Raw genomic sequence first — 24,447 nt, 5'->3', positions numbered from 1 at the left:
CCCCACTAATAAACTTCGGACTGTCTTAAACCCTGATAGCCCAAGATGAAAACTGCGGGCAATCCCACGAAACGACACCGCTCAGGCGCCGTTCCGGGGATCGGCGCCCGAGGAGGGATCAGAACTGCCAGCGGAACTGTCCGCTGACGCCGATGCTGTCCAGCCCGTCGCCGAAGCGCGCATCGATGCGTGCGCCGGTGCTGAGCTGCCGCGGCTTGGTCTTTCCGCCGATGATCTTGACGTAGTTCATGCCCAGACTGATCTCGCCATAGGATTTCAGGTTGTCCGAGGTCAGGCGCTGCGCCGGGAAGTCATCCGCGCTGCCTTCGCGCGAGAAGATCGAGACCATCGGATCGGCGAAGTCCTTGTAATAGGTGCCGGTCGTGTAGGCATAAAGCGCCGAGTTGTCGCGTTCGTTGATGAACGACCGGGCAATCGTGGCGCCCACGAAGCCGACCTTGCGGTCGCCATCCTCGAAGTCGATGCGGTAGCCGTCGTCGAAGTCGATCGAGTCGGTGCTGAAGCGCGACCAGGCAAAGCCCGCCGTCGGAACGACCGTGTAGCCGCTTTCGCCCAGCGGGAAGGCATAGCTCAGCGAGCCGCTGAGCGTCTGGGCCTTGCTGCTGAAATCCGAGGTCGAAAGCCCAAGCCCGGTGCCGGTGACGGCGGTGTTCTTGATCTCGAAATCGGTGTTTTCAAGGCGGTACTGCAGGTCCGCCTGGAAGGCGTCCCGGTTCGCCGTCATGTAGACGCCGGCATAGGTCTGGGTGAAGTCGGTCTTGTTATAGCTGGCCAGCTGGCGCGTCAGCTGCTGCGAGTTGGTCGAATCGACCGCATAGACCGGCTGGTAGGTGTTGCCCTGGTTGACGCCGCCGACGACGCCGAAGGCAAGGTTCCAGCCGCCGAAGCGGTTGTCGAAACAGGCCAGATCGGTGCCGACCTGCATACCATAGTAGTCGGCGCTGATTTCGCTGTTGACGCGGCTGACGCTGTTGCCCGTCGCGCCATTCGCCGTGGCGTGCCCGCCCATGGCGCGGCCCCAGCTGCCGACGCTGCAGGGATTCGCCGCCGGATCATAGGCGACGCCCGTCACGAAGGGGCTGGTCGGGCGGTTGATCACCGAACCGATCAGCGACTGGGTCAGCGCCACGTTGCCAAACAGCGCGCCGATGGCCGGGTTGACCTGAGAGATGACCGCAAGGTCGCCGCTGCCCTCAAGCTGATCGACCGAGAAGACGATCCGCTCGGACGAGAGATCGACCCCGCTGCTGTCGAAGGTGTAGTTGTTCGCGCTGCCAAGGCTGTCATCGACATCCAGAAGCGTGGTGTATTGTCCGACCCGGCCCGAGGTCGCATCGCTGACGGTGTTCAGGTCGAAGTAGTAAAAGCCCGTCGCCGCCCCGCCGCGCACGACGATGCGGTCCGATTCCATGTTCCGCAGGTCCACATCCATCACATAGGTGCCGTTTCCGGCCAGACCTGCGGTGGTCAGCACGTCTCCGGCATGCTGGGCGGTGCCCGACATGTTGATGGTGTTGTTGTTGATCAGCTGACCGTTGACGCGTCCCTGCGTGCCCTGAATATCGACCCGGCCCTGGTTGACCAGCTGGCCCTGCACGGTGCCGTTCAGCGCAAGCTGGGTGTTCGCGCCGACGATGGTCTGCGCCGCACGCAGCGTCGTGCCGCGCGCCACCGTGAAGTTCGAGCCCAGCATCAGCGCGCCGTCGATCTGGGTGCGGTCATTATAGCGCAGCGCGCCACCCGCATATTCGACGTCGCCGGTGACCCGGCCGTAAAGCTCGGCCGTGCCTGCGGTCCAGAGCGAGGCATCCAGCGTGCCGTTCAGCGTCAGGCCAGCGCCTGCGTTGTTCAGCACGGGGTTGTCGGAATGCAGGGTATCGCCCTCGGCAATGACCAGCGTGCCCAGGAAGGTCTCTCCCGGTGCGCGATCAATGCCGCCTGCCCCGGCTTCATTCCGGTCGACGCCGTTGATCAGCTGGCCAAAGGTCAGCCCGCCCTGCGAACGGATGGTGCCCGAGTTGCGCACCACGCCGGTGATCGCGCCGGTTCCGCTGAGGACGCTGGCGTTGGTGACATTGCCGGTGATCGTGCCCGAGGCCATGCGCAGCGTCCCGCCCGCACGGTTGTCGACATTGCCGCGCAGCTCACCGGCGACGACGGCGTCACGGTTGTTGATCATGCCCCGGTCAAGCGACAGCACAGTATTCGCGGCCACCTGCGCCGATTGGTTGTTCGTCACCTGCCCGGTGATCCGCCCCGCGCCCCGCAGATTGCCGTTGTTGACCAGCGCGCCGTTCAGAATGCCTCCGGCCAGTTGCACGGTGCCGCTGTTGACCGAGGACCCCAACACATTCAGCTGGTTGCCGGTGCCGACGGTCAGGGTCGCAAGGTTGCGCAGCGCGCCGACCTGCATGACGCCGTCCAGGTCCAGCGTGCCGCGGTTCGTCAGCGTGCCGGTGATGGCTCCGGTTCCCAAAAGGCGGCCCCGGTTCGACAGATCCGCCTCGATCACGCCGCCCGCCAGCACGACGTCCTGACGGTTCTCAAAAGCGCCGGTCACAGCCAGGCGGTTGCCGGTGCCGACTGTCACCGTGCCGCTGTTGTTCAGCGTCCCGGCCTCAAGCCGCCCCGACGCCACCAGCGCGTTGCGGTTGTCGATATTCGTGACGCTGCCGCCGATGGTCGCGGTTCCGGTGTTGAAGAGCCGCCCGTCAATGGTACCGGTGCCGACCAGCGTCGCGCCATTGGCCACGGTGCCGCTGATCGTACCCGATTCCAGCTCGATCCGGCCCGCGCCGGTGTTCTGCACATTCGCCGCAAGCGTGCCCGCAACATTGACGCGCGCGCTGTTCCAGAGCAGCTGCTCGGACGAGAGGCGCGAGCCGGTCTGCACGTTCACGGTGCCCGTGCCGGTATTCGCCAGCTTTTCAATCGCCAGCGCCCCGGTCGAGGTGACCGTGCCGGTGTTGTCGACGCGCCCGGCGACCGTGCCCGCGCCACGCAGGTTGTTGCGGTTGTCGATGTCCATGTCGACCGTGCCGCCCAGCAGCGTGACCCAACCCAGGTTCTCAAGCCGGTTGACCGAGGCCAGCGTCCCGCCCGCTTCGGCGCGCAGATTGCCCGAGGCCGCGTTCGTCAGGTTCGTGACCCGCAGCGTGCCGCCGCTGGCCGTGACGGTGTTCGTGTTGTTGATCGTCTGCGCAAGGCCATAGCCCTGCACGGTCCCGGCGTTGGTGATGGCTCCAACAGCGGTGCCGCCCTGCATCGCGACGGTTGCGCCCCGATTGTTCTGGACAGCGGCCTGCACCCGACCTCCGGTCGCGACTTCCAACCGGCGGTTGTTCTGGATCGCATTCGTCGAGGCCAGAACGCCACCGGCTCCGGCCGTCGTGGTGCCGTTGTTGACCAGCGTGCCGACGGTCAGCGTGCCGTTCTGCGCGATGACCGAGCTTCGGTTCTCCAGTGTTCCGGTGATCGTGCCCTGCCCCTGCACCGTGCGGGTGTTCACGACACTGCCGACCAGCCGCCCGCCGGTCATGTTGACCGTACCGTTGTTCTGCAGGGTCTGGTTGAAGGTCAGCTGACCGCCGACGTTGACCGTGCCCGCAGCCGTGTTGGTGACCAGCCCGGCCAGCGTTCCGGTGCCCTGCAGCACGCCTGCGTTCCGGATGCCTGGGTTCACCGTGCCGCCGGTCATCATGATCGTGGCACTGTTGTTCATCACATTGGCCGAGTTCACTGTACCGCCGACCCGCATCACCACGTTCCGGCCGGGCGCCGCCACGTTGTTGATCTGCGTCGCCGAAACCGAGGTCCCGGCATCGATGGTGAAGCTACCGCTGTTCGTCAGCATATTGACGTTGTGCAACACGCCGACCGAGTTCGGGTCAGTCGTGACGTGGAAAGTCCCCTGGTTGGCGATATTGTAGCGGTTGCCATTCAAGTTCGCCGAAACGGTTACCGTACCTGTGGGGGCGTTGGTAAGCCCGCCGTTCTCCAGTGCACCGTCAGTGCTATAGTTCATCGTGCCGCGGTTCAGCACGTTGCCCCTAAGCCTCACATTGTCGTTGTCGACATCCGAGTTCTCGCCGAACTCCAGGGTCGCGGCATTGATATACAGGAATGCTCCGTTCGACGACTGCACCCTGGCATTGTTCGTGAAGGTGCCGTTCAACACTGACAGCGTGACACTGCCGGTCGTCGCGCTGGAATCGATCAGCGCGTTGTTGACCAGATTGCCCGTGATCGAGGAATTGGAGGCGATGTTCAGCACACCGTTCGAATTGTTCTCGACATTGCCGCCGATGGTGGCACCGTTCAGGTTCAACTGCCCATTGTCCGAGTTGGTCACATCGGCATTGATCACGCTGTTGTTGACCGTCACCACGCCGCTGTTCGAGTTTTCCAGCGTGCGCTCTCCGTTCGCGCCACGCTCGACCGATGAGCCCGCGTTGAAGGTCAGCGTCGCGCCATTGCCCGAATTCGAGATATTGCCCGCGATGGTCCCGGCATTCAGCACGATGTCGGCATTGTTCCGGTTCGTCACGCCGCCATTGATGCGGCCGCCGTTGACGGTGATCAGGCCGTTGTTTCTGTTGTTGACGTTGCCCGCCAGCGTCCCGCCGCCCGCCGTACCCGCGACCCCGACGGTGATCTGACCGCTCCCGGTGTTCTCGATGCTGCCGGTGGTACCCGCGCTGATCCTGCCGGTATTCCCAACAGTCACGGTGCTGCTGTTCGACATCGCGCCTACGTTCAGCGTGCCGTTGGTGCTGACCGTTCCTGCACCGCTGTTTCTCAGCGTGCCATCGATTTGACCGATTCCGCTGAAGGTGCCCTCGTTCGTCACGGTTCCGTTGACGCGACCACCCGCCAGCGTCAGCGTGCCCACCGAGCTTCCGGCCCGGTTGTTCACAGCGCCGGTGACCATGCCGTTGACGATCATCGTGCCCATGTTTTCGGCCGAACCATTCGTCAGCGTCAGGTTGTGACCTGTGGCCCCCGCGCCTGCGACGCCGATTTCGGCCACGCCACGGTTGGTCAGGCTGCCGACCCTCAGATTACCTTGCGTGGAAAAGCTCTGGTTGTTCGACAGATTGCCCGAGACCTCACCGTTGGCCACCATGCTGCCGTTGTTGACGACATTGCCAAGGATCGTGCCATTGTTCAGCGCCAGCCGGTTGAAGGCGCTGTTCGTCAGTTGCGAGGCGCCGTTCCGGAACTCAAGCGTCCCGCCGATGGTCATGGTCTGAACGGCATTGCCGCTGGCGTCGAAGGCGGTGACGCCGGTGTTGGTCAGGTTCGTGTTCAGCCGCAGCCGGTTCCCCTGCCCCACGGTGATGCGCGAACCCTGGGCCACCGTCGCACCGGCACTGGTTGTCAGGCGATCGATGGTCAGCAGGCCCGTGGCATAGAGCGCGCCGGCATTTTCCAGCGTATTGGCGAATTCGCCCCGGGCGTTGATGATGCCCGAGTTCCTGACCAGACCCTCGACCGTGCCATTCAGGACATTGAGCGTGCCGGATGAGGTGTTCTCGGTTCCGGCAGGCCCTGTCGCCGTCAGGGTATTCCCCTGGTTAACGGTGAAGGTCCCGGCATTTATGACCGTTGTGGAGCGAAGGTTTCCGTTGGTCGTCAGCGTTGCATTCGATTCATTGCTCAGCTGGAATCGAACTTCTCCCGACAGATTCGCAATGCCACCAGGCTGATTCGGTGTGGCACTGTTCAGGTTGATCACGTTGCCATTCACATAGCCGCCGTTCAGGTTCAGCGTGCCCCTGTTCTCCACACGCACCTGAACGGTGCCATTCGACCCGATCGTGGTGGTTCCTTCATTCGTCAGGGCCCGGGGCGTGGCTCCGGGTGTGCCGGTAAGGGAGAAAGTGCCCTGCTCGATGTTCAGCGTGGAGGCTTGGGCGTTGGTCAGATAGGCCGCGTCGATACTGGTATTCCCGGTCGTGGTGGCGATGCCGGATTCCAGCACCAACCCGTCCAGATCCCCACGGAACTGCATGTTCCCACGGTTGGTCACGACACCGTCATGACCACGCTGCAATTCGGTCCTGCCGCTATTGGCCAGCGTGCCGCTGTTGCGACCCTCGGACAGGAAGTTTCCACTCCCGGCGACGGTGATCGACTCAAGGTTCAAACGATCGCGGTTCGAGAAGCGAAGCTCGCCCGATCCCACGATGCGGATATTGCCCTGCACCCGCGTCTCGACGATCAACGAACCGGTGTCGAGCGTCTGGAACACCAGAGGGTTGGCCGCAGTCTGGATCGTTCCGTCACCCAGCGTGCCACTGCTGCTGCCGTTATTATTCGGCCTCAGGGTATAGTTGCCCTCGGTCCGTATGATCCCGGGCACCAGCACGGATGAGTTCGAGACCTCAAGAACGACCCGGTCGCTCGAATTGTTCGGCGTGAAATATTGCAGGACTGCCGTGGCAGTTCCGTTATTCGGAAGGACCTGCCCGGTCTGCCCGCTGCTGTCGGTCCAGGTTGCGCTGTCGTGATCCCAGTCGCCCTCGCGGTCGTCGACCACATCCTGGTCAAGCGTGAACTCCTGTGCGCCTGCACGGGTCACGACCAGAAGCGGTGTCATCGAGATCAACGCGGTTGTCAGGAAAAGGCGGGAAAGGCACGGCAAATTGAACACTGACATCTCGACGATCGGCACCAGGGATAAATTGGGATATGCCATCAGGCATCACGAGAAGACATAATCCGTCCAATTGTCTAAATTACAAGACAACAGCCCCTAATCCGGCATTTTTTTCCGTCGCGTCACCCTTGTGCCTGCTTTTGCAGGCTGTCGATGGCCTCCATGAAGGCGCGCACCTCGGCCGAGATGGGCACGACCTCGACCACTGCCCCGCTGCTGCCCGCTGCGCTGCGGGCACCGGTCATCTTGCGGTCGGCCCAGTCGCGCAGGTTCTGCACGCTATAGCCGCGCAGGAACGGGTTGGCGGAAACGACCGCGCCGCCCATCACCTCGCCCACCGAGGCCGCAGGGTCCGCGCGCAGCACGGTATCTGCGCCCGCCGGACCCAGGAAATGCGCCAGATACAGCCGCCCGGCTGAAATGTCGTGGCCGCGCGCGCGCAGATAGGCCTCGTTTTCCTGAGCCAGATGGCGCACCATCTGGCGCGAGAGGTCCGGGTTCAGCCGCAGGTCCAGCACATCGCGCGGCGACAGTGAGGCGACCAGATCCGGGCGATAGCTGCGCATCATCCGCATCCAGGTGCTTTCGATGAACTGCCCCAGCCCGGTCGCGGTCGACAGCGGGTTGCGGGCATGGGCCACGCCACCGCTTTCGACATGAATGATGCGCCCGATCAGCGTCTCGATCGCGTCCGAGGCCAGCACCTCGCCCGGCCCGCTGAGGTAGGGCATCGGATCGACGGGCTGACCTTTCTCCAGCAGTTGGAAGACAAGGCCCGGGCGATCAAGGCCGATGGGCACGCCCACCTTCCCCAGCGCCGCCCCCTGCGACAGCTCGGCGTTCAGCTTGACGCCGGGGTCCAGCTGACCCAGCCCGGCATAGCGGCTGATCATGCCGTTCGGATGCGCCACCTCGACCAACGTGCCGAATTCGGACTTGCCCGAGACCGCCGTCACGCGACCCGCCGCCACCAGCTGGACCGGGCTGTCTTGCGGCGCCGACCAGACCACCGTGCCGCGCCCCGCCATGGCCTTCGCGGCATCGGGGTGGCTGTCCTGCTCGGGCGGGATGAAGCGTTGCGTCAGGACGCCCGCGACGGGCGGCTGAAGCTCGGTCCCGCCTGCGCGCACCTGCACGCGCGCGCCGGGGGCGAAACACTCGAACCCCTCGGTCTTGGCCGGGACCACATAGCAGGGTTTGTCGCCCGAGGGCCCGCTGACGCCGATATAAAGGATCTCGGGCGTCTGACCCGCCGGATCGGGCGCGAGGATCATCGTCAGGCTGTCACGCTCATCCGCGAAACCGTCCAGATCGTGGATCTTCGACATCATCGCCAGCGCATTGCCGATGACCTCGGAGGGGATATCGTGGCGTAGCGCCGCCGAATAGATCACGTCCAGCAGGCGCTGCTGGACCGCAGGCCCCCGCGTCTCGCTGCGCGCCATCAGATCGCTGAGGATCGGCTGCCCCGCCCAGGCATCCGCCCCGGGCACCAGCTGCCCCGAGGCCGACATGGCCAGCGACCCCACGAACCCCTGCGGCGCGTAAAGCGAGATCTGCATCACCTGATGCTGACCCGATTGCATGCGATAGCGCAGCGCCAGAACCGAGCCTGCGGCGATCTGCTCATCCTCCAGCGCCAGTTGCTGGGCGATGCGACGCGACAGCGATTCCGCCTGCAATCCGTCGATGCCGTTCTGCTGCAACAATTCGGCAATGCTGCTGGTTCGCGTCGTCTCAAGGATCATGTCGCGCCACAGCGCCGGGCGCAGCTCGGCCCCGCGCAGCAGGGCGACGCCGGACACTTGCGCCTGACCATCGGCCAACTGCCCGGCGGGATCGCCCGCCACCTGCGGCAATAAGCTGGCGTTCACCACGGTGTCGCGCCCGCGCTCGGCCTGAAACAGCGCGAATTCCTCGCGGGTCGAGGGAAGCGCCGCCACCAGCCTGCGGTCGCGCGGCACCAGATCGTCGCGCATCACCGTGACCATCGCGGGCGGCGGGCTGGCGTGACGCGCCGCAGCCAGCGCCGGGGGCGCGGGCAGGTCCTTGCCCTTGCGCGCCTCGCCCTGTTCGGGGCTGGGAATGATCAGCGGATCGCCGGGGATATCGGTGAAGGTGTCGCCGCGCACCACCGGCGCGATGTCGAATTCCGATCCGACCTGAGTCAACTGCTCATCCAAATCCGCGCCGCCCGAAAGCGGCGGCACGTCCATCCGCGACCACAGCCAGCCACCTGCCAGCGCGATCACCGGCAGCACCAGCAGGGCGCGCAGCATCCCCTGCCGTCGGCGTCGCTGGCGCGCGCCCCGGCCCATCTGGCGGAATCTGGGGTCGACCTCGGTCATGCGCCTAGCGGTACATGCCAGAGCCGCGCGGGTTCATGTTCCAGCGCGTCCCGGCAGGCGCGGCGGGCTGTGCGGGCTCGGCCGACGTTTGCGGCCGACGCGCGGTCGAGGCAGCGGCGGGCTGGCTTGGCTGCCGCGCCGCGGGCGTGCGTTGGGTCGAGGCCGCCTGCGTCGCGCGCGGCGTGCTGCGCGGGGTCGCGGGCGTTGCGGCAACCGCCGGGGCCACCTGCGGGCATTCCACATCCGGGTTCAGGGCAATCGCCCGGAACAGCGCCGGATCGGGGGTGGTCGAGGCATTCGCTGCCCCCAGCGTGCTGAAATAGCGCCCGAGAGCCGTGATCGACCCCTGCCCCCAGCTGCCGTCGACCGTCCCGCCATAGCAGTTCATCCGCTGAAGCTCGGTCTGCAGCGCCACTGCCATCTGGTCGGGCAACGGGTCGAAGGCCCCGCCCTCCAGCATGCTTTGGAAGAGCGCCGGGTCGAGGACACGGATCCGCTCGCGGATGGCATAGGGCACGCCCAGCGGGCCGCGCTGGTCGCGACCGATGAGGCTTGCCAGCTCTCCGACGATGATCGAGGGCTCGGGAAGGCCGGCGCGGCGCGGTTGCTGGCCCACGGGCGCGGGCCCCAGCGAGGCCGGGACGACCACCGCCTGCGGCGCTTCGGCGGCCAGGATCACCGCATTTCCGGGCAGCGCCGAGATGACGATGCTGGTGTCCAGCACCGGCGCGACAGCCGCGCGGGCCGGGCTATGGATGCGAAAGCCCGCCGCTTGCAGATCCGCCGCCTGCTGCCCTGCATCTGCCGCCAAAGCCGAGGCCGCGCGGCGCGAGACCTCATCAGTGTCGCAGCTGCCCGAGGGGCTGGCGACGCGCGCGCGCAGATCGGCGCGCATTTCCGCGAAAGGCCGGTCCCAGCCGCAATCGTTGACCACCACCAGCGCATCCGGGGGCAGATCGCCCAGGCCCTCAAGCGCTGCCGGATCGTCCAGATAGATCGTGCGGGCCAGCACCTCGACCCCGTCTTCAGGCTGGACCAGCCGCACGCCCGGCAGGGTGCTGAACGCTTCAGGCAAGCCGGGGGCAAGGACATCGACCTCGGAGGCCATGCCCGCATGGGCGGCCATCACCGCGCCTGCTGCCAAGATCAGCGCGCCTGGTTTCATTCAATCCTGCGCGGTTGCGATATCAGGTTTACGGCCCCATCCATACCAGCCACGGCCCCCAGTTCCAAGTTTCGTCACCGCGCCGCGCTATTGTGGCCGGGGGCTGACGAACACGGTCCAGTTGTCCTGTTCCTGCGTGTCGACCTCAAGGAAACGGGCGTCCAGATAGCCGCGCAGCAGGCAATCTTCCTGCCCCTCGATCTCGAACCGCTGGGTCGCGACGCACATGGGGATCGAGCCCGCCAGCGCCTCGCGACCGAAAATATCCGAGGCGAAGACGTAATAATAGCGTGAGCGCAGCAGCTCACGCTCCAGCGTGGCGCATTGATTCGGGGCGACGCGCCACCAGCCGCGCGTGATAAATCCGCCCTCGCGCGGCTCGGCCATGGCGATGTTCAGGACGTCGAAGGACTGGTTGCACAGACGCAGCGCCGCCATGGCCGGGGCGGCACCGAAAATCGTCAGGGCAAGGGCTGCGGAAAGTGATCGCCTCATGGCTGGCCGTCGTTCTGGTTCATTGTTCTGAAATGTCTGCCATGCTAATTGCGTGGCAGGAGAATAGATCGAAATGGTCACGAAACCCATAGTTTACGCAGGCGCAGTCGCGATTGCCGTCGCGGCGACGCTGGGCTTTGCGACCGCATTGACCAAGCTTTCGGCCAAGCCCGATGCGACGCCCGCCGCCACGGTCGCCGTCGAACGCGTCACCCGCCCCGTGGTGATCCGGGCCGAGGTGATCCGGGCCGAAGCTGCGGCCACCCGCCCCGCCCAGATCGCGCCCGCAGAGGACGGCCCTGCCGCGATGCCGCTGATCATTCATGGCCGCCCCGGCTCTGGCGACAGCCTGGCCGGGATGCAGCGCATCCGGGAAGAGGCGATGCGCGAACATCTGACCGATGTGCCCACCATGCAGATGCCCGATGACGCCTCGGCCAGCCACCTGCTGCCATTGCAGCGCGGTGCGGTTTCGCATCAGATGGCGGACGGGTCCCCAGCGGCCCCGCCAACCGACCCGGCTTCGACCAGCAACATGATCGGCGTATCCCGCTGATCCCAGGAAAGGATCTTTCATGCGCCACGCGACGGCCTTCGCCATGGGACTGTGCCTGTCCTGCATCGCCCCCCTCGCCCATGCTCAAGAGGCGACTGCCGCCCCCGATGGCAAGATCTTCCTCGAGCTGAACAGCGCCGTCGACACGGCCGAGGGTGGATGCCAACTGACCGTGGTCACCACCAACCGGCTGGACAGCGGGCTGAAGCGCGCCGCCTGGCAGGTCGCGATCTTTGACGACGCGGGCGTGGTGCAATCGCTGCCGATCCTCGATTTCGGCGCGATGACTGCGGGCAAGACCAAGGTCGCCGTCTTCTCGCTGCCCGACCGGACCTGCGGCAAGATCGGCCGCATCGTCATCAATGACGTGGCCGAATGCACGGGCGATGACGACAGCGACAAGCGCGCGGCCTGCCTTGACGGGCTGGCCACGCAGGCCCGCACCGACATCGAATTCGGCATCTAGGCACGGGCGGCGGCATGTCATTGGAATGGCTCTGGGCCCAGCCCCTGTCCTCGATCGCGGTTTTCGCGGCGCTTGCGGCCCTGTCGGTGATGATGCTGACGGTGGTGCTGTTCAAGCTGATCCAGTTCTCGCGCATGGGTCTGGGTCGCCAGAAACAGGCCGAGGGGATCCTTGACGACTGGCTGAACGGCCGCCCGGATGAGGCGCAGCGCAAGGCCGGATCGGCGCAATCGGTGCTGGGCCGGGTGCTGGCGGCGGTGATGTCGGGCCTGCGCGCGCGGCCCTCGGACCCCGCCTATGGCGAGGAGCTGGCCCGGCAGGCCGCACTGGTTGAACTCGCGCAGCTGGGCACGCGCATGCGCCTGCTTGAGGCGGTGGTGCAGATGGCGCCGATGCTGGGCCTTCTGGGCACCGTCATCGGCATGATCGACGCGTTCAGCAACCTTGCCCTCAGCCAGGAGGTGACCGACCCCCGGCTGCTGGCCAACGGGATCTGGACCGCGCTGACCACCACGGCGGCGGGGCTGGCCATCGCGCTGATCGCCTATTTCATCGGCACCTGGCTGGAAGGCCGGATCGAGGATGAGCGTCTGTCCATCGAAATGGTGATCTCGGCGGCGATCCATGGCCGCGTGACCAAGGCGGCGCGGTGACGGCGAATGGCGGGGACCACGCGGCTTGAACTGCCCAAAAGGACGCCGAACTATCGGTTCTCGTTCCTGCCGCTGGCGGATGTGATGTTCCAGCTGCTGGTCTTTTTCATGCTGTCGACCAATCTGACGGCCTATTCGATCCTGTCGATCAAGACCGGCGCGGTGGCGAGCGATGCCCCTGCTCAGGCCACCACCGATGACGGTGCCGCGCCCGATGACAGCCTTGCCCAGCCGCGCGTGACGGCCATCTGGACGCTGAACACCGATGGCGTGACCGCGCGCGGGCAGCGCTTCGGCCCGGACAAGCTGCAGGCGCTGGCCGATGTGACCGCCGCACAGGGCACGCAGCACGTGCTGATCGTCGTCCGCCCCAAGGTGCGGGTGCAGGAGGTCGTCAACGTGCTGGAGCTGCTGTCGGCGCGTGGCATCGCCTCGGTCCAGATCGCGGATGGCAGGGTCTGATGGCGCTGAAGCTTCCCCCCCTGCGCAAGCGCCGCGCCGCCGGAGATATTTCTTTGGCCATCGTGAATATCGTCTTTCTGCTGATCTTCTTTTTCATGCTGATCGGGCAGGAGGTCGTGACGCAGGGCAATGTCCGCCTGCCCCGGACGGATCAGCTGACCGGCGCGCAGATCCCCTCGAACGTGCTGGTCGTGCAGTCTGCGGATGAATGGCTGCTGGGCGGCACGCCGATCTCGCCCGAGTTGCTGGGCTCGGTCCTCGGCCCCGCCGGGGAAACGGTCTATCTGATGCTGGACCGCGACGCCCCGGCCGAGCTGCTGTTGCAGACCCTGGCCCGGCCGGAACTGGCGGGCTATGACATCCGGCTGGTCTCGCTGCGCGAGGGTGGGGCCGGATGATCGGGACGACGCCGCAGAAAGGGCTGTGGAGCCTGGCCGGAGCGCTGTCGATCGCGCTGCATTCGGCGGCGCTGGCCGCCGTCATCTGGCGGCCGTCCTTCCAGTTCACCGCAGATCCGCCGCCAACCACCATGCAGATCGACGTCAGCGCGCTGCAACCCTCGCCCGAGGTCAGCGCGCCGGTGCTGACAACCGAAGCCCTGCCCGGTCCCGATCTGACCGCTGTCCAGACCCCCGCCAGCCCGCAAGCACAGCCCTCGGCAGAAGAGCCGCAGGTGCTGACCTCATTGCTGGATCCGTCGCGCGACATTCCTGCATTGCCTCAAGCCCGCCCGGAAAGCACCGAGAACGGCGGCGAAACGCCCGCCCCTGACCCGCAGCAGCCTGCCGTCGACAGTCAGGCTGAGGCCGACCCGCGTCTGGTCGAGCTGTTCCAGCGCATTCGCAACCAGCTGACCGAGCCCTGCCTGCTGGCCCTGCCCGCCATGCGCGGCGAGGATGAGCTGCAACTGGGCGTGCTGGCGGCCTCGGACCGGCAGATCTCGGCGCTGATGCGCGACCTGACCGAGGGGCTGTCGACCCCGGTGACGCAGGCCGCCACGCTGATCGACCAGCGGCAATGCCCGGCGATTTCCTTCGCCCGCAACGATGCGCGCTATCCGGTCTTTGGGCTGGGTTTCCAGCTTGAGGCGCAGGACATCGCCAGCGGCAACCCGTTGCGGGGCCGGATCAGCGGAAGCACCGGCTATTACACCACCCTGCTGATGATCGACGACAATGGCACCGTGCATGACCTGCGCCGGTTCCTGATCTCCTCGGCGGGGACGACCAGTTTTGACGTCCCGGTCGCGCGGATGGGCGCGGCGCGGGACACGAACCAGATCCTGCTGGCGCTGGCGACCCCGACCCGGCCGCAGACGGTGGCGCAGCGCGCGGGCGAACTGGCCGAGCCCTTCTTCGCCGCGCTTGAGGCAGAGCTGGGACCCGAGGCGATGATCGGGATCACCAGCATCTACGTGCGCTGATCAGCCAAACTCATAGGAGAAGCCGCCGTCCTGCGTGCGGATGGTGACATCGGTCATCGGCTGACCCGAGACCATCTTGCCCAGCACCTGCCGCGACAGGTCCGGCAGGATCGAGTTGGTGATGATATTGTCGACCATGCGCCCGCCGCTGTCGGGGTCGCGGCATTGCTCGACGATATGGTCGATCACATCCTGCCCCCAGAGCAGCGCGGTGCCATGCGAGTCCTGCATCCGCCGCATGACCGAGCGCAGCTTGAGGGTCGCGATGCCCGACAGCACCTCGCGGCTCAGCGGCACATAGGGGACGGTGATGATCCGGCCCAGAAGCGCGGGCGGGAAGACGTCCAGCAGATCGCGCTTCAGCGCCTCGTCCAGCGCGGCCTCATCCGCCGTCGCCCCGTCGGGGGCCAGACGCATGATCGAATCGGTGCCGACGTTCGAGGTCATCAGGATCAGCGTGTTGCGGAAGTTGATCGGGCGGCCATTGCCATCCTCCATCCGGCCCTTGTCGAAGACCTGGAAGAACAGCTCATGCACGTCGGGATGGGCCTTTTCCATCTCGTCCAGCAGGACGACCGAATAGGGCTTGCGGCGCACGGCCTCGGTCAGGCGACCGCCCTCGCCGTAACCGACATAGCCGGGAGGCGCGCCTTTCAGCAGGCTGACGGAATGCGCCTCCTGGAATTCGGACATGTTGATTGTAATGACGTTCTGTTCGCCGCCGTAAAGCGCCTCGGCGAGCGCCAGCGCCGTCTCGGTCTTGCCGACGCCCGAGGGGCCGCAGAGCATGAAGACGCCGATGGGCTTTTCGGGGTTGCCCAGGCCTGCGCGTGCGGTCTCGACCCGGCGGGCGATGGTCTGAAGCCCCAGATCCTGACCGATCACGCGCTCCTGCAGATTGTCGGCAAGGCCCAGAATGGCCTGCAATTCATCGGCCACCATGCGCCCCGCCGGGATGCCAGTCCAGTCGCTGATAACGGCGGCCACGGCCTGATCGTCCACATGCGGATAGATCATCCGCTCATCGGCATGGATCGCCTCAAGCTGACCCATGCCTGCGGCGAGGTCCGCGCGCAGGGTCTCGGGGTCAGTCTCTTCGCCCGCCTCGGCGGCCAGCCGCTGGCGCAGCGCCAGAATATTCTCGACAATGCCCTTCTCGGCCTCGAAGGCCTGCTGCAACTCGGCCAGCTGGTCGCGCAGGGCGGCCACCTGCCCCTCGGCCTCGGCCAGCCGCTTCTCATCGGCCTCGCCCAGCTCACGCGCGGCGGTCTTGGCAGAAATCTCGACATCCAGCGCGGCGATGCGGGCCTGCAGATCGCCCACCCGCGCGGGGATCGAGGACTGGCTGACCGCCACCCGCGCGCAGGCCGTGTCCAGCAGCGACACCGCCTTGTCGGGCAGTTGCCGCGCGGGCAGATAGCGCGCCGACAGCTTCACCGCCGCCTCGACCGCCTGATCCGAGATGCGGACCTTGTGATGCGCCTCCATCGGGCCCAGCAGGCCGCGCATCATATAGCAGGCGGTGGCGATATCGGGCTCATCCACGGTGACGGGCTGGAAACGCCGGGTTAGCGCGGGGTCTTTTTCGAAATACTGCCGGTATTCGGCCCAGGTCGTCGCGCCAATGGTGCGCAGCGTCCCCCGTGCCAGCGCCGGTTTCAGCAGGTTCGCCGCATCCCCCGTCCCGGCCGAGCCGCCCGCGCCGATCAGCGTATGCGCCTCGTCGATGAAAAGGATGATCGGCGTGGGGCTGGCCTGCACCTCGTCGATGACCGAGCGCAGGCGCTGCTCGAACTCGCCCTTCATGCTGGCCCCGGCTTGCATCGCGCCGATGTCCAGCATGTGCAGCCGCATGCCCTGAAGCGCCGGGGGCACCTCGCCCGCGGCCAGTTTCTGGGCAAAGCCCTCGACCACGGCGGTCTTGCCGACGCCCGCCTCGCCGGTCAGGATCGGGTTGTTCTGGCGGCGGCGCATCAGCACGTCGATGACCTGCCGGATTTCGTCATCGCGCCCGACGACCGGGTCCATCTTGCCCTCAGCGGCCTGCGCCGTCATGTCGACCGAGAAGCGGCCGAGTGCCGTCGACGCGCCCGGCCCGGCAGCGCCCCCCGTACCCGGCGCGGCAAGGCCCGAGCCATCCATCGGGCGCATGTCCTCTTCCTCGGACCCGGCCCACAGGGTGCGCGCCTCTTTCCCGATCTGCTCGGCGGACATTTCACCGAACACGCGCGAACATTCCAGCAGCGCCCGGTTCAGCGCGAAATCATTGAGCAGCGCGACCAGCAGATGCCCGGTGCGGATCTGCGCCTCACCGAAGAACAGCGTCGCATAGGTCCAGGCGTGGTTCAGCGCATCGGCCAGCCTTTCGCCAATGCCGGGGGTTTCGGTCACGTTCTTCTGCAGCGCGGCCATCGCCGCGTCCAGATCCTTCAGCACCTTGCCGCGATCCAGACCCAGCTCGCGCAGCGTGACCGAGATGTCGCAATTCTGGTTCGAGACCGCATGAAACAGCCAATGCACCAGCTCGACATTGCGGTTCCCGTCGCCCCGCGCCTGCCGCATCGCCTGCAGGAACGCGTCATAGCCGGCGCGATTCATCTTGCCTGCGAATTTTTCAATCGTAATTGCGGTCATGTTCGGCCTCAGTGAAGTTCAGCGTCAGGGTTCAGTTGAAAGCGGGCGATCTCGATGAAGTCGCTGGGGCTTGCCGCATCGGGCTTCATCGCGGCCAGCCAGCCCAGCGACAGACTGCCCCCCAGCTGCGCGCCGGGGATCTGGTCGGGCGGCAGGGACAGCGCCAGATCAACCTCGTGGCTTTTGCCCAGATACCAGAAGACGATGTCGGACAGCTGCTGATAGCGCCGCTTGCCGGGCAGAAACGCCTGATATTCGTCCACATCGGGCAGATGCAGGTGCAGGCAGATCTTTTCGTTCACCGAGCGGACGCGCGAGCCAAGATACATGTCGCGGCCAAGGGCACCGCCCTTGCCAAGGCCCTTGATGTCCTCGGGGTCGAATTCCAGCCAGGTCGGGACATGCTCATCGACGCGCACGGGAAAGGTGAAATATTGCTGCAGCATCTGGCGAAGGCGGACCGCGCTGCGCACCCGGCCACCGAAGATCGAGACCAGCGGCAGCCGCGCCAGATCCGGCACGCGGTCATGGTCGCGAAAGGACGGCGCGCCATTGCCCGCCACCGCCGCCACATAGGAGGAAAACCGGTCATCATCGGGCCGGTCGTGCTGGCTGATCGCGCCGCTGTCGGACCAGGCACGAAAGAACAGCTGCAGATAGCGCGCGGAAAAGACATCGGCGAAATGCACGAAGGCCTCTTCGCCTTGCGTTTTCCAGCGCAGGACTTCTTCGGTGGTGTTCAGCGGCAGCGCGCCATTCGGGCCGAAAAAGCCCATGAATTGCGCGCGAAGATGCGGCCTGCCGTGCTTGCCCTCGGGCTCGGCATCGGCGAAATCGCTGCCCGGGAAGGCCAGTTCCGGGTCCTGTCCCAGATCGACGATATCCTCGGCCAGGCGGCGCGAGCGGCCGATGCGCGGCTTGTGGATCGCCTCGCGTTCCAGCCGACGCAGCAGCGAAAGGAAACCGGCCTGAAGCTCGCTCACAGCAGGGGACCCGTTCCGGCGCGGGGCGGCCATTTGCGGATCACGCCGCGCTGGCGGCTGACGGTGACCGTCTGGGTGAAGCTGTTGACGCTGGCATATTCGGCGAAGAACCGGTCCAGCACCGCCGCCAGCAGGATGATGCCCGTGCCCTCGAAGGCGGTTTCGTCATAGGTGACCGAGATCTCCAGCCCGCGGGCGGGGAAATACCCCTCGGGGCGGCGGATCGAGCGGGTGACGGGCCGCACCTTCAGCCCGACGATGCCCGCGATCTGGGTTTCGGTGACATTGTCCGACAGATCGGCAAAGAGGCTCAGAAGCTCGCGCAGGCTGTCCGAGCCCTCGCGCCCGAAGCGGTCGTCGATGCCGAAATGGTTGAGCGACAGATAGGAAATCAGCCGCCAATAGACGTCGCCCTGTCCGGTCCGATGCGGGCCTGCGCGCTCGATCTCGGTCATGGCCTCGCGCGGGGGCGTGGGGCCGTTCACGCAGGTCAGGCCGAATTCGGCATCGCTGACCATGTTGAAATCATTCGACCCGGCCAGCGGCAGCACTGCCGGAAGATGCCGGTTCGAACAGAGCGTGCGGATATGCAGCCGCTGGGCGCGCCGCTGGATCACCGATTGCGGCGGCTCATAGATCGAGATGAAGGTCTCGGTCCCGCGATATTCGGCGCGGTAGCCGGTCTTCCGCTCGGCCTCGGTCAGGCGGCGCTGCTTGCGGCGCGCGGTGTAGAAATAGGTCGAGCGGGGCGCGTTCGTCGCTTGCGGCAGCGCGTAAAGGGGAAACACCTCGACCCGGTCATGCGCGGTGCCATAGCTGGCGTGGACGCGCAGGACCTGCTGCACCTCGTAATGGGTGATCGGGCTTGAATCCGGGGTCACGACATATTCGTGCCGCCGGTCATCCAGCCGCACCTGGTTCGAGCTTTCCTCGAACAGATTGATCGCCGCCGCGCAGTTCAGGCGCAGATCGTCCTGCTTGATCTGGCGGGCGATGTCGGAATTCGCGCGGTCGAACTCCAGCACCAGCTGGATGTCGCTGGCCTTGACGCGTTTCAGCGCGCTGGCAAGGCCCGTCACCCGGAAGCCCAGAAACTTGCGCGGAAAGGCAAAGAAATCGCGCAGCAGGGCGAAGCCTTCGAACAGCCGCGTCTGGCGGTTGAACAGGAACTCGTCTTCCTCAAAGCCGATCTGCTGGATCTGGTCGGGGCGCAGGCGGATGAAGGCCGGGTCGCCGTTCTTCTTCAGATAGCGGATCGACAGGCGCGTGACGTTGCAATGCACCTGCTCATAGATCGCGACCGCCCGGGCCAGATCGCCGGTGATGTGGAAGGCGATCTCATCCTCGCCCATGGCCGAGAACGGCTCGTCATCGGTGCATTTCAGGTCGATCTGCAGGCCCGCCCGCGTCGCCTCGTCAGGGTCCTGCCCCATCGCGCCCAGCGTCGTCGTGCGGTCGTGATAGGTCAGCCCGGCCAGTTCGACCGGCAGCGCAACCAGCGGCGAGGTCAGTGCGAAGCGACAGATCACCCGCTTGTCGGCATCGCGAAAGCGCGCGTCCAGATATTCGCCGCGCGGGAAGCGCCGGGTTTCGGCCCCGCCAAGCGCCTTGGTCATCGGCGGCGCCTGCACGATCATGCAACTGGGGATCGGGGCCAGCGCGTCGGGAAAGATCTGGTCCAGCAACTCCATGGTGAAGTTGCGAAACTCCTCATCCAGCTTCAGCTGGACCCGGGCCGCCATGAAGGCGCTGCCTTCCAGCAGGCCCGCGACCGTCGGGTCGATGTTGTCGCGCAAAAGGCCGCCCAAGCGGTCGGCAAGGCCCGGAAACTCTTCGGCAAACTCGGCCGAGCGTTCATAGAGCATGTCCAGTTCACGCTCATAGGCGTCGCGGAAAGCCTTCTTCATTCCTCACCCTGCATGCGCTTCATGGCAATCTTGCCCGCTGCCGGATCAATCTCGGCAAAGAACTGCAGCGGGATGTCGGTCGGGTTCGAGATCATTTCGGCCACAATCTCGAACGTCAGGCGCTGGTCGTGGGTCGGGCCCTCATCGTCCACGCGCACTTCAATGGTTTCGGCCCGCAGGCGCGGCTCATTCACGATCAGGGCGTGGCGGATGGCCTCGGCCAGATCGGCGGGGGTCCGGTTCTGCTGCCACAGCGTGTCCATGTCCTGAAAGCCGTGATTGACGATCGAGCGGCGCACGCGCGGCACATCATCCAGATTGACGCTGACATCCAGCCGGATCGAGTTCATCAGATTGGCGATATCGGTCGCCAGATTGCGCCGCAGCGAGGCCTCGCTGACGCCATCGCGCCGCTTCTGGCTGCGCAGCGTCAGGTCGCGGTCGCCTTGCGCATAGCGCCGGTCGGCGTCGCGGGAATCGCGGCGCGCGGCGGAATCGCGAAAGACATGCATCAGCGACATCTCTCGCAGCCCGTTGCGGGCCAGGTCGTCGTTGCGCTGATCCTTATGCCGATCCGAGGACATGTCCCCTCCCTGGCGACGCGGTCCGGGTCAAAGAAACAGGGCCGACACATACGCGCCGGCCCCGAGAAATGCCTGTCTGGCCGTAGCGGATCAGGAATTCCAGATCGTGTTCTGGGCGATGTCCCAGCTGGCCGTGACTTCGGCGCCCGGCGTACCGTCGGCAGCCTGGGGCGTGTAGGTGACTTCGAACTTGCGGAAGTTCAGCGTCAGGGTCTCGGTCAGGCGATCCAGACCGTCCTTCTGACCGCTGGCGACCCAGCTGGTGATCATCAGGTTGGCCATTTTCAGGCGGAAGTATTCGACCGGCTGGCCGCCGCCCGACTTGCGGACGATCAGCTCACCATCGGTGATGTGCTCGCCGCTGCAGCCGCGCTTGATGACCTCGGTGGTGGCCAGGTCAACATATTTGGTCACGGTCAGGTCCTGGACGTTGACCTTGCCGCCGCCGCCGCCCGAACCCATGTGGGTGGTGCCCGACTGGGTCAGACCCCAGGTCCAGCCGAGAACATCGATCTGGTTCTCATACTTCTCGTCTTGCGACTCACCCTTGATGTTATTCGAAAGCTTCAGAAAAATATCGACAGCCATTAGACGTGCTCCTTGTTACGGCGGCCCTGAGTTAGTTCACTTCCCTTTGGGAAGCTTGGAGACGAGGGACATTCCAACATCCATCCCCTCCAGCTGGAAATGCGGTTTCAGATAGAATTTCCCGACATAATAACCGGGGTTCTCCTCGTCTTCCGCGACTTCCACCTTTGCACCGGCCAGAGGCTTCTTCGCCTTTTCCACTTCGGTCGCACTCTCGGGGTTGCCCGAGACATACTTGTTCACCCAAGTCTGCAGCTGGCCTTGCAGCTGCTGACGGTCCGGGCTCTGGCCAATCTTGTCGCGCACCATGCACTTCAGATAGTGACTGAAGCGTGACACGGCGAAGATATAGGGCAGGCGCGAGGACATGTTGTCCGACGCCGTGGCCTGATCATCGACGTATTTCTTGGGGCGATACAGCGACTGCGCGCCAATGAAGGCCGCCTTGTCGGTATGCTTGCGGTGGATCAGACCGATCAGTCCTGCTTTTGAAAGCTCGGCTTCGCGGCGATCGGTGATCGACACTTCGGTCGGGCATTTCAGGTCCTTGGTCCCGTCGCCCGTGTCGAAGTTGTGCGTGGGCAGGTTCAGCACCTCGCCCCCCGATTGAACGCCACGAATCTGGACAGTCCAGCCGTGTTCCTTATGTGCGCGGTTGATGTTGGCCGCCATGGCATGAGCCGCGTTCATCCAGGCATATTTCTTGCCGGCATGACCGTCGGTCTCTTCCTCAAAATTGAACTCTTCAACAACTGAATTCGAGTTCTGACCATAGGGCTCGCGCGCAAGCACGCGCGGCAGGGTCAGCGCCACATAGCGCGAGTTCTCGGAATCGCGCAGGCCGTTCCAGGCGGCATAGTCGGGCGTGTCGAAAATCTCGGACAGGTCGGGCGGGATCGACAGCTCGTTCCAGCTGTCCAGCCCCAGAAGCTCGGGGGCCGCAGCCGAGATGAACGGCGCATGCGCGGCCGCACCGATCTTGCCCATGTCGCGCAGCAGCGACACATCGGCGCTGCTGTGGTCGAAATAATAGTCACCGATCAGCGCGCCGAAGGGCTTGCCGCCCAGCGTGCCGAACTCGGCCTCATAGACGCGCAGGTTCAGCGGGGACTTGTCCCATTTCGCGCCGGGGAAGCGCCGCATCATCTGCTGCAGCTCTTTCTTCGAGGCGTTCATCACCTTGACGCGCAGGCTGGCGTCGGTTTCCGAATTGTTGATCGTATAGGCCAGACCGCGCCACGAGGATTCCAGTTTCTGGAATTCGTCGTCGTGGATGATCTCGTTCAGCTGTTCGGTCAGCTTCTGATCCAGCTTCGACAGGATCGCGTCGATGGTGTCGACCACGTCCTCGGCGATCAGCGTCTGGTCGTCCAGCGCCTCACGCACCAGCGCCACGACGGCGTTGTCGACTTCCTTGGCCGCGACATCGGTGCGCGGCTTGATCGCCTGACGCAGGATGTCCGAGAAATCGTCAAGTTCACGAAGGGCTTCCGTACCGGCGACCTGAGCCTGGTTTTCCTGCGCCATGATCAGTTATCCTCTTCGGGGGTCGCTTTCTTGGCCTCGCGATCGGCCAGCGCCGCCATCAACTCGGGATCGGCCAGAAGCTTGCGGATCTGTTCCTGCGCTTTCGGCTTCGAGTTCATGTAACGCTGAAGGTTCGCAAGATGCTGACGCGCCTCAAGCAGTTTCTTCAAAGCCGGGACCTGCTTTGCGACTTGCGCCGGATTAAAGTCATCCATGCTTTCGAAATGCAGGCTGACGCCCAGACGGCCATCGGCGCCCAGTTTGTTTTCCACGTTGAAGGAAAGACCGGGGGCGACGGATTTCATATAGTCGTCCAGCGTAGCTGACGTTACGTCAACGAAATCACGCTCTTCCATTCCGGGCTTTTCGACCTCGGAGGCATTTCCGGACAGATCCGACATGACTCCAAGGACAAATGGCAGCTCGACCATTTTTTCCGAGTCATAAGGATCTTCATAGGAAATATTCACCCGCGGCGGGCGATTGCGCTTAAGGAAATCTGTCGATTTATCGGATGCCATGCACTTTGTCCTCCGCTGGGCGTAACGAAAACTTCAAACCTGTCACGGTGTCAATCCATTTGCACCATTACACCAACCTTTTAACCCTCGCCCGACTGCGGCGATGCGATCAATTCGGACACGATCGCATCAAAGCGCTTATCCAACATTTCACGCGCTTTTACCAGTAGCAAGGGCACCGGAGATGCAGGTTCGTAGCGTAGATAATAGGCCTCGACCCCCAGGATCAGCCCGACAAGGTCTGATCTACCCGTGATTGAGGGCAGATTCGACGGCCGGTCCTGAGAATCATCGGATTGTGACAGCCCGGTCTGGGTCAGCGACCGCAGCCGGTCCATGGGCAGGGAAAAGCCGCTGCCCCGCCCCAGATGCAGGACGGCGCTGCCCGCTTTCGCGGGAAGCAGCGCCTCCATCGCCTGCACAAGCGATGCGCCGACCAGTTCGCGCGCCTGCACGACCAGCAACAGCGCGGGCGAGGACGGCTCTTGCCGCACCAACCATGATTTCGCGGCCTCCAGCGCCGCCCGCGCGGTGGCGCGATCCGCGATTCCGGGCACATGCGACGGCGTGTCGCGGGCCGGAGCAGGCGTTTCCACCGGCGCAGGCGCGGCGTCGGGGCCGCTTTCCTCGGCCACCGGCTCGGCCTCGGCGGTGCCCGACCAGGGCGTCAGCGAAGGCTGGGCCAGCGCGATCATCTGTTGCAGGTCCTCGACAGCGGCAATGACCGCGCCCAGTTCCGGGCGGAAGCGCGGCGCGTCCTTGCCGCCCGCCAGCCTGCGGATGCGGTCCAGCGCCGAGGCCGCCTGCCGCAGCCGGTTCAGCGTGACGGTGGCCGCGACCAGCGCGCCCTCTTCGCGCAGCCCCGACAGAATATCGGTGCCGACGATGTCACGCTCGGAGGGGCGCGGATCGGCCTTGCCCTGACTGACCATGAAACGACGCAGCGTCAGATCGGAATGGGTCAGCACCGGAACATGCAAAAGCGGCATGACCACGGTCGCCTGCGTGTTCAGCGCCTCAATCGCGCCGCGCCGGTCGGTGGCGGAACTGACAAGCTGCGGATGCACCTCGCCGTCCCAGTCCTCCAGCATGCGGGCGATCACATCCAGCGTTGCGGCGAAATCGCCAAGCCGGTTCGCGAGGATCTGGAACCGGGCCAGCAGGGACAGCAGCCGCAGATCGCGCGACCGGCCCAGAAGCTGGGTGATCTGCGCGGTTTCCGCCGCAAGATCGACGGATTTCGGGTCGAACAGCCGCTCATCGCTGCCATCAGGGGCGTGACCGGGCAGGAAATAACGCTCGGGCAGACGCGATTCCGCCTCGAAATAATAGTCGAGGAAAGCCGCATCCTCCTGCGCCTCGAGGTCGGGGCCGCAGGGCGGCAGGTCGGTCAGCGGTTCGGTCAGCTTCGCCAGCATCATGGCTTGCCCTCTTCTTCAACTTTCACACGTCA

Annotated in this window: 18 protein-coding genes; 6 read left to right on the top strand and 12 right to left on the bottom strand. The window is 65.2% G+C overall.

Features of this window, described 5'->3' with window-relative positions; all coding sequences use genetic code 11:
- Nucleotides 1-118: 118 nt before the first annotated feature.
- The 4 genes from IQ24_RS10765 to IQ24_RS10750 all read right to left on the bottom strand — a co-directional run bounded on the left by IQ24_RS10765 (nucleotide 119) and on the right by IQ24_RS10750 (nucleotide 10,690).
- A complete protein-coding gene (locus IQ24_RS10765; protein WP_145397965.1) occupies nucleotides 119-6,622 on the bottom strand; it encodes a hypothetical protein in 6,504 nt (2,167 codons plus the stop codon).
- 182 nt (nucleotides 6,623-6,804) lie between these two features.
- Complete coding sequence (locus IQ24_RS10760; RefSeq protein WP_145397964.1) at nucleotides 6,805-9,030, bottom strand: M23 family metallopeptidase; 2,226 nt, start codon at nucleotides 9,028-9,030, stop codon at nucleotides 6,805-6,807.
- Between the two features lie 4 nt (nucleotides 9,031-9,034).
- Entirely contained in the window at nucleotides 9,035-10,195 is a 1,161-nt protein-coding gene (locus IQ24_RS20240) for a hypothetical protein (RefSeq protein WP_199756544.1), read from the bottom strand.
- A gap of 87 nt (nucleotides 10,196-10,282) precedes the next feature.
- Nucleotides 10,283-10,690 (bottom strand): DUF1036 domain-containing protein, encoded by a 408-nt coding sequence (locus IQ24_RS10750; protein WP_145397963.1) that lies wholly within the window; start codon nucleotides 10,688-10,690, stop codon nucleotides 10,283-10,285.
- Between the two features lie 73 nt (nucleotides 10,691-10,763).
- On the opposite strand from IQ24_RS10750, the gene IQ24_RS10745 reads away from it, so the two are divergent.
- From IQ24_RS10745 to IQ24_RS10720, 6 genes are read left to right on the top strand one after another with little or no spacing between them, the layout of a single operon-like run.
- Nucleotides 10,764-11,246, top strand: coding sequence for a hypothetical protein (locus tag IQ24_RS10745; RefSeq protein WP_145397962.1), 483 nt, complete (start codon nucleotides 10,764-10,766; stop codon nucleotides 11,244-11,246).
- Nucleotides 11,247-11,265: 19 nt separating this feature from the next.
- Nucleotides 11,266-11,712: a hypothetical protein gene (locus IQ24_RS10740; protein ID WP_145397961.1), complete on the top strand. Its 447-nt coding sequence runs from the start codon at nucleotides 11,266-11,268 to the stop codon at nucleotides 11,710-11,712.
- Nucleotides 11,713-11,726: 14 nt separating this feature from the next.
- Entirely contained in the window at nucleotides 11,727-12,365 is a 639-nt protein-coding gene (locus IQ24_RS10735; protein ID WP_145397960.1) for a MotA/TolQ/ExbB proton channel family protein, read from the top strand.
- Nucleotides 12,366-12,371: 6 nt separating this feature from the next.
- Nucleotides 12,372-12,827 (top strand): ExbD/TolR family protein, encoded by a 456-nt coding sequence (locus IQ24_RS10730; RefSeq protein ID WP_145397959.1) that lies wholly within the window; start codon nucleotides 12,372-12,374, stop codon nucleotides 12,825-12,827.
- On the top strand, nucleotides 12,827-13,225 hold the full coding sequence (locus IQ24_RS10725; RefSeq protein ID WP_145397958.1) for an ExbD/TolR family protein: 399 nt from the start codon (nucleotides 12,827-12,829) through the stop codon (nucleotides 13,223-13,225). The genes IQ24_RS10730 and IQ24_RS10725 overlap by 1 nt, the downstream gene beginning before the upstream one ends.
- Nucleotides 13,222-14,250, top strand: coding sequence for a hypothetical protein (locus tag IQ24_RS10720; RefSeq protein WP_145397957.1), 1,029 nt, complete (start codon nucleotides 13,222-13,224; stop codon nucleotides 14,248-14,250). Before IQ24_RS10725 ends, IQ24_RS10720 begins: the two co-directional genes overlap by 4 nt.
- Here IQ24_RS10720 and tssH read toward each other — a convergent pair whose 3' ends face one another.
- From tssH to IQ24_RS10680, 8 genes are all read right to left on the bottom strand, one after another.
- The gene (gene tssH, locus IQ24_RS10715) at nucleotides 14,251-16,884 is read right to left on the bottom strand and encodes a type VI secretion system ATPase TssH (RefSeq protein WP_145397956.1); all 2,634 of its coding nucleotides are present in this window, start codon (nucleotides 16,882-16,884) and stop codon (nucleotides 14,251-14,253) included. It lies immediately after the preceding gene.
- An 8-nt stretch (nucleotides 16,885-16,892) separates the two neighbouring features.
- Complete coding sequence (gene tssG, locus IQ24_RS10710; protein ID WP_158637508.1) at nucleotides 16,893-17,867, bottom strand: type VI secretion system baseplate subunit TssG; 975 nt, start codon at nucleotides 17,865-17,867, stop codon at nucleotides 16,893-16,895.
- The gene (gene tssF, locus IQ24_RS10705) at nucleotides 17,864-19,774 is read right to left on the bottom strand and encodes a type VI secretion system baseplate subunit TssF (protein WP_145397954.1); all 1,911 of its coding nucleotides are present in this window, start codon (nucleotides 19,772-19,774) and stop codon (nucleotides 17,864-17,866) included. Before tssF ends, tssG begins: the two co-directional genes overlap by 4 nt.
- Entirely contained in the window at nucleotides 19,771-20,358 is a 588-nt protein-coding gene (locus IQ24_RS10700) for a GPW/gp25 family protein (protein WP_145397953.1), read from the bottom strand. The genes tssF and IQ24_RS10700 overlap by 4 nt, the downstream gene beginning before the upstream one ends.
- A gap of 90 nt (nucleotides 20,359-20,448) precedes the next feature.
- Nucleotides 20,449-20,946 (bottom strand): Hcp family type VI secretion system effector, encoded by a 498-nt coding sequence (locus tag IQ24_RS10695; protein ID WP_145397952.1) that lies wholly within the window; start codon nucleotides 20,944-20,946, stop codon nucleotides 20,449-20,451.
- 36 nt (nucleotides 20,947-20,982) lie between these two features.
- The gene (gene tssC, locus IQ24_RS10690; RefSeq protein ID WP_145397951.1) at nucleotides 20,983-22,473 is read right to left on the bottom strand and encodes a type VI secretion system contractile sheath large subunit; all 1,491 of its coding nucleotides are present in this window, start codon (nucleotides 22,471-22,473) and stop codon (nucleotides 20,983-20,985) included.
- A 2-nt stretch (nucleotides 22,474-22,475) separates the two neighbouring features.
- Nucleotides 22,476-22,994 (bottom strand): type VI secretion system contractile sheath small subunit, encoded by a 519-nt coding sequence (gene tssB / locus IQ24_RS10685; protein ID WP_145397950.1) that lies wholly within the window; start codon nucleotides 22,992-22,994, stop codon nucleotides 22,476-22,478.
- 80 nt (nucleotides 22,995-23,074) lie between these two features.
- The gene (locus IQ24_RS10680) at nucleotides 23,075-24,415 is read right to left on the bottom strand and encodes a type VI secretion system protein TssA (protein WP_145397949.1); all 1,341 of its coding nucleotides are present in this window, start codon (nucleotides 24,413-24,415) and stop codon (nucleotides 23,075-23,077) included.
- Between the last annotated feature and the right edge of the window lie 32 nt (nucleotides 24,416-24,447).

The organism is Paracoccus sulfuroxidans, from assembly GCF_007830335.1.
In the GTDB taxonomy this organism is placed as follows: domain Bacteria; phylum Pseudomonadota; class Alphaproteobacteria; order Rhodobacterales; family Rhodobacteraceae; genus Paracoccus; species Paracoccus sulfuroxidans.
Note: the sequence above shows the minus strand (reverse complement) of the source record. Positions and strands in the feature narration are given on the sequence as shown.